The following is a 7,041-nucleotide window of genomic DNA, read 5'->3' on the forward strand; positions in this document are numbered from 1 at the left end:
TCAGCGGCAGCTCGAACTGCCCGCACACCTCGTCGAAGGCGGCCGCGAACACCGGCTGGGACGCGTACAACTCCCGCCCCATCCCCGGCCGCTGCGCCCCCTGACCCGAGAACAGGAACGCCAGCCGGCCGCCCGGCTCCTGAGCCACGTAGGTGTCGGCCTCGCCCCGGGCCAGCGCTTCGAGGGCGGCCGCGAGGCCGGCGTGGTCGGAGCCGGTGACCACGGCGCGGTGCGGGAACAGCGTCCGGGCCGTGGCCAGGTTCCGGCCGACCTCGGCCAGGTCCAGCGCCGGTCGCTCCTCCACGTGCCGGCGCAGTCGCAGGGCCTGGCCCCGCAGCGCTTCCGGGGTCTTGGCGGAGAGCAGCCACGGCGCGTCGGGGGACGCGTCGGGTGCGGGCGCCGGATCCTGCTCCCGGGCCGGACCCTGCTCCAGGACGAGGTGGGCGTTCGTACCGCTCATGCCGAACGACGACACGGCCGCGCGGCGGGGGCGGTCGCCCTCGGGCCACGGACGGGCCTCGGTGAGGAGGCGTACGGAACCGGCCGACCAGTCCACGTGCGGGGTGGGCTCGTCCGCGTGCAGGGTCCGCGGCAGCACCCCCTGCCGCATCGCCATCACCATCTTGATCACACCCGCCACACCCGCCGCAGCCTGCGTGTGACCGATGTTCGACTTCAGCGAGCCCAGCCACAGGGGCTGCTCGTCCGCGCGCTCCCGGCCGTACGTCGCGAGCAGCGCCTGGGCCTCGATCGGGTCGCCCAGCGGGGTTCCCGTGCCGTGCGCCTCGACCACGTCGACGTCCCCGGCCGTCAGCCCGGCGTTCGCCAGGGCCTGGCGGATCACCCGCTGCTGGGAAGGGCCGTTGGGCGCGGTCAGCCCGTTGGAGGCGCCGTCCTGGTTGACGGCCGAACCGCGGATCACCGCGAGGACGTGGTGGCCGTTGCGGCGGGCGTCCGACAGCCGCTCGACCAGCAGTACGCCGACGCCCTCCGACCAGCCCGTGCCGTCGGCGGCCGCCGCGAACGGCTTGCACCGCCCGTCCGGTGACAGCCCGCGCTGCCGGCTGAAGTCGATGAACGACTGCGGAGTCGACATGACGGTCGCGCCACCGGCCAGCGCCAGGTCGCACTCGCCGCGCCGCAGCGCCTCCGCCGCCAGGTGCAGGGCCACCAGCGACGACGAGCACGCCGTGTCGACGGTGAGCGCCGGACCCTCCAGGCCCAGGGCGTAGGCGATCCGGCCCGAGGCGACACTGCCGGCGCCACCGGTGCCGAGGTAGCCCTCCAGGCGCTCCTCCGACTGGGAGGCGAGCGTCGTGTAGTCCTGCCCGTTCGTGCCGACGAACACACCGGTGCTGCTGCCGCGCAGGACGTCGGGGGGCAGACCGGCCCGCTCGAACGCCTCCCAGGACACCTCCAGCAGCAGCCGCTGCTGCGGGTCCATCGCCAGCGCCTCGCGCGGCGAGATCCCGAAGAAGCCGGCGTCGAACTCGGTTGCGCCGTGGAGGAAGCCGCCGCCCTGGGTGTACGTGGTGCCCAGGCGGTCGGGGTCGGGGTCGTAGAGCGCGGAGACGTTCCATCCGCGGTCGCGGGGGAACGGCGTGATCGCGTCGGTCCCGCTGTCGACCAGCCGCCACAGATCCTCCGGGGAGCCGACGTCGCCGGGGAAGCGGCAGCTCATGCCCACGATCGCGATCGGCTCGTCACTGCCCGCGACTCGCCGGGCGACGGGTGCCGCGGCCGTGCCGCCGTCCAGGAGTGCGGCCCGCAGGTACGCGACGAGCGCGGCCGGGGTCGGGTGGTCGAAGACGAGCGTCGCGGGCAGCTGGAGCCCGGTCGCCGCGTTGAGGCGGGTCCGGAACTCCACCGCGGTCATCGAGTCGAAGCCGAGGTCGCGGAAGGACCGGGTGGGGTCCTCCGTCTCCTGGGCACGGTGCCCGAGCACGGCGCTGATGCCGTCCCGGACCAGCTCCTGGAGGACGGCGTCGGGGTCCTCAGCGCCGGCGATCCGCTCTGCCAGGGGAGAGGCGGGGTCGCTCGCCGCGGCGACGACGAGGTCGCGGGTGTGGGCGGGGGCGGGGGCGAGGGCATGGTCGGGCCAGTAGCGGCTGCGCTGGAACGCGTACGTGGGCAGCTCGACGCGGCGGCCGGACAGGACGGTGTCCCAGGCCACGGGCAGTCCGCGGGTCCAGGCCAGGGCGAGGGCGGCGAGGAAGGCCTCCGCCTCGGGACGGTCCTTGCGCAGTACGGGGGCCAGCAGCCCGGAGAAGTCCTCCGGCAGGGACTCGCCCGCCATGGCGGCGAGGACGCCCTGAGGACCGATCTCCAGGAAGTGTGCGACCCCCTGTTCGGCCAGGTGACGGATGCCGTCGCCGAACCGGACCGCGGCACGCACGTGCTCGACCCAGTACGCCGCGCCGAACTCGGTGACCAGCTCACCCGTCACGTTCGAGACCACCGGGACGGCGGGCTCGTGGTACGTCAGCTGCTCGGCCACGCCACGGAACGCTTCCAGCATCGGCTCCATCAGCGGCGAGTGGAACGCGTGCGAGACGGTCAGCCGCTTGGTCCTACGACCCCGCTCGGCAAGCTTCGCGGCCACGGCGAGGACGGCGTCCTCGACCCCCGAGACCACGACCGACTGCGGTCCGTTGACCGCGGCGATGTCGGTGCCCTCGGCCAGCAGCTCCCGGACCTCCGCCTCGCAGGCCCGGACCGACACCATGGCGCCGCCCTCGGGCAGTTCACCCATCAGTCGGCCACGGGCCTCCACCAGCCGGCACGCGTCGGTCAGCGACAGTACGCCCGCGACGTGTGCGGCGGCGATCTCACCGATGGAGTGACCGGCGACGAAGTCCGGCCGCAGGCCGAAGTGTTCGGCCAGCCGGAACAACGCCACCTCGACCGCGAACAGCGCCGGCTGCGTCACCTCCGTCCGGTGAACCTCCTCGCCCCCGCCGAAGACGACCTCCTTCAGCGGGAACCCGAACTGCGCGCACACCTCGTCGAACGCCGCCGCGAACACCGGCTGCGACGCGTACAACTCCCGGCCCATGGACGGACGCTGCGCACCCTGACCCGAGAACAGGAACGCCAGCCGCCCACCCGAGACGGACCCCTCGACCACACCCGGAAGCGCCCGTCCCTCGGCCAGCGCACCCAGACCGGTCACCAGACCCTCGCGGTCCTCGGCCACCACCACGGCTCGACGGCCCAGCGCCGCCCTCGTCGTCGCCAGTGAGAACGCCACGTCCGCGACCGACAGACCAGGATCGGCTCCCACCCGCTCCAACAGCCGAGCCGCCTGCCCACGCACCGCAGCCGCATCCCGGCCCGACACGACCCACACCGGAGCGACGGGAGCACCGTCAGGCGCCGGCTCGTGTTCCGTGGGGTCCGCGGGGGCTTCCTGGAGGATGGTGTGCGCGTTCGTACCGCTGATGCCGAACGACGACACCGCCGCACGCCTCGGCTGCGCCGTCCGCGGCCACGCCACCTCGTCCGTCAGCAGCCGGACCTCACCCGCCGACCAGTCCACGTGCGGCGACGGCTCGTCCACGTGCAGGGTCCGCGGCAGCACCTCGTGCCGCATCGCCATCACCATCTTGATCACACCGGCCAGGCCTGCGGCGGCCTGCGTGTGACCGAGGTTGGACTTGACCGACCCCAGCCACAGCGGGCGGTCGGTCGTGTGGTGTCGGCCGTAGGTGGCCATGAGCGCCTGGGCCTCGATCGGGTCGCCGAGCGTCGTGCCGGTGCCGTGCGCCTCCACCACGTCGACCTGAGCAGGGGTCAGCCCCGCCCGGTCGAGGGCCTGTTCGATGACACGCTGCTGGGACGGACCGTTGGGGGCGGTCATCCCGTTGGACGCGCCGTCCTGGTTGACGGCGGAACCCTGGACAACCGCCAGGACGCGGTGCCCGTGGCGCCGCGCGTCCGACAGCCGCTCCAGCAGCACCATGGCCACGCCCTCGGACCAGGACGTGCCGTCGGCGGCGGCCGCGAACGGCTTGCACCGCCCGTCCGGCGCCAGCCCCCGCTGCCGGCTGAACTCGATGAAGGTGTTCGGGCTGGACATGACGGTCACACCGCCGGCCAGCGCCAGGTCGCACTCGCCCTCTCGCAGCGCCTGGCCTGCCAGGTGGACCGAGACGAGCGACGAGGAGCACGCCGTGTCCACGGTCACGGCCGGGCCTTCGAGGCCGAGGACGTAGGCGATGCGGCCGGAGGCGATGCTGCCGGCGCTGCCGTTGCCCGCGTAGCCCTCCAGGCCTTCCTGGTCCGTGAGGAGGTTGACGTAGTCGTGATACATGACACCGGTGAAGACGCCCGTACGGCTGCCGCGTACGGCGGTGGGAGCGATGCCCGCGCGTTCGAAGGCCTCCCATGAGGTCTCCAGCAGCAGCCGCTGCTGCGGGTCCATGGCGAGCGCCTCACGCGGCGAGATCCCGAAGAAGACCGGGTCGAAGTCGGCGGCGCCGTCGAGGAATCCGCCCTCGCGGACGTACGAGGTGCCCGCGTGCGCCGGGTCGGGGTGGTAGAGGCTGTCGAGGTCCCAGCCCCGGTCGGCGGGGAAGTCGCCGATGGCGTCGCCGCCGGAGGCGACCAGCTTCCACAGGTCCTCCGGCGACCGTACGCCGCCGGGGAAGCGGCAGCTCATACCGACGATGGCGATGGGGTCGTCGGCGGGAGCTGCGGTGCTCCGGGCGGTCGGTGCGGCGGACGCGGCCGTGCCGTTGTCCGTCAGGCGGCCGCGCAGGTACGCGACGAGGGCGACGGGGGTCGGCTGGTCGAAGACGAGGGTCGCGGGGAGCCGGAGGCCGGTCACGGTGCTGAGCCGGTTGCGCAGCTCGACGGCGGACAGGGAGTCGAAGCCGATGTCCTTGAAGACCTGGGTGGGCTCGGCCGCGATGTCCCGGCCCAGAACGGCCGTCACCTCGGCGCCGACGAGGTCGAGCAGGAAGCGCTCCTGCTGGGGCTCGGTCAGGGCGGCGAGGCGCCGCTGGAGGGAGGACCCGCCGGTCCGGGTGCCGCTCCCGGCGGCGGGGCGCGCCGGGGCCGGGACGAGGGCGCGCAGGAGGGGGTGCACCGACGCGCCGGACGCCAGGGACGCGGGGTCGAGGCGCATGGGGGCGAGGAGGGCCTGGTCGTGGGTGGGTGCGGCATCGAGGAGGGCGAGTCCTTCCTCGGTGGACAGGGCTGCGACTCCACCCCGGGTGATCCGCTCGACGTCCCCCTCACCCAAGGCGCCGGTCATGCCGCTGCGTTCGGCCCACAGACCCCACGCGAGCGACAGCCCCGGCAGGCCCAGGTCACGCCGGTACTGGGCCAGCGCATCCAGATAGGCGTTGGCGGCGGCGTAGTTGCCCTGCCCCGGAGCGCCCAGCAGGCCGGAGGCGGAGGAGAACAGCACGAACGCCGACAGATCCGACCCACGGGTGAGCTCGTGCAGGTTCCACGCCGCGTCCACCTTCGGCCGCAGCACCTTCTCCAACCGCTCGGCCGTCAGGGACTCCACCACGCCGTCGTCCAGCACACCGGCGGTGTGGATCACACCCGTCAGCGGGTGCTCGGCCGGAATCGACTCCAGGACGGCGGCCAGCGCCTCGCGGTCGGCGACGTCACACGCCACCACCCGCACCTGCGCCCCCACCTCAGCGAGTTCGGCCACCAGGTCCTCGCCGCCACCGGAACGGCTGAGCAGCAGCAGATGCCGTACACCGTGCACGGCGACCAGATGCCGGGCCACCGCCCGGCCCAACGTCCCCGTACCGCCCGTGACCAGCACCGTCCCGCCCTCGGCGAACGACAACGCGGCAGCCGGCTCGGACGGCGACACCGCCCGCACCAGACGCGGCACACGCGCCACTCCCCCACGCACCACCACCTGCGGCTCGGCAGAAGCGACATACGCGGAGAGTTCCGCGTCCTCGGCGACCGGCAGGTCCAACAACGCGATACGGCCCGGGTGTTCGGACTGCGCCGAACGCACCAGACCCCACACCGCCGCACCCGCCAGATCAGCCGCACCCGCACCGACCGCACCCCGCGTCACCACCACCAGACGCTCGGCGTCCTCGTCGGCAATGTGCTCCCGCAGCGCGCCCAGCACCACGTCCAGGGCGCAGCGAACGCCTCCCGACGTGTCCACCTCCACGACCCGGCCCGCAGCCACGGCCTCACCGCCGGCCGGGGCCGGCACCCAGTCCAGCCGGAACAACGCATCACCCACCGCCCCGGCAGCCACCCCACCCGCCAACGGACGCAGCGACAGCGAGCCGACGGTCATCACAGGCAGGCCGTTGTCGTCCGTGGCGGTGAGCGCCACGGCCTCGGGGCCGGCCGGGCTCAGGCGCACCCGCAGGGTGTCGGCGCCGGAGGCGTGCAGGGCGACGTCGCGCCAGGAGAAGGGCAGCCGGGCTTCGCCGGTCGCGGGCAGCAGCGCGCCGACTCCGACGGCCTGGAGCGCGGCGTCGAGGAGGGCGGGGTGCAGGCCGAACCGGCCCGCGTCCGCCACGTCCCCCGCCTCCAGAGCCACTTCCGCGAACACCTCGTCACCCAGCCGCCACGCCGCCCGCAACCCACGGAACGCCGGACCGTAGTGGAAGCCGGCGGCCTCGCGGTCGTCGTAGAAGCCGGAGAGGTCGAGGGGCTCGGCTCCGGCCGGGGGCCAGGCGCCGTCGATGCCGGTGTCCGCCGGGGCCGGGGCGCCCGGGGCGAGGAGGCCCTCGGCGTGACGGGTCCACGTGCCGTCCTCGCGTCGGGAGTGGACGGTCACGGTGCGGCGGCCGTCGTCGTCGGCGGGGCCGACGGACAGCTGTACAGGTACGCCGCCCGGGCCGCCGTGTGCCGGGTCGGGCAGGACCAGGGGGGCTTCGAGGGTCAGCTCCTCCAGCCGACCGCACCCCACCTCATCCCCCGCACGCACACCCAACTCCACGAACGCCGTACCCGGAAGCAGCACCGACCCCGCCACCGCGTGATCACCCAGCCACGACACACCCGACACCGACAACCGCCCCGTGAACACCACCTCACCCG

1 protein-coding gene is annotated in these 7,041 nt (G+C 74.0%); it reads right to left on the reverse strand.

Annotated elements, in window-relative coordinates; genetic code table 11:
* The coding region (locus GPJ59_RS31400) for a type I polyketide synthase (RefSeq protein WP_219671313.1) at positions 1-7,041 on the reverse strand (7,041 nt) is incomplete at both ends.

This window comes from Streptomyces bambusae (assembly GCF_019400985.1).
In the GTDB taxonomy this organism is placed as follows: Bacteria; Actinomycetota; Actinomycetes; order Streptomycetales; family Streptomycetaceae; genus Streptomyces; species Streptomyces bambusae_A.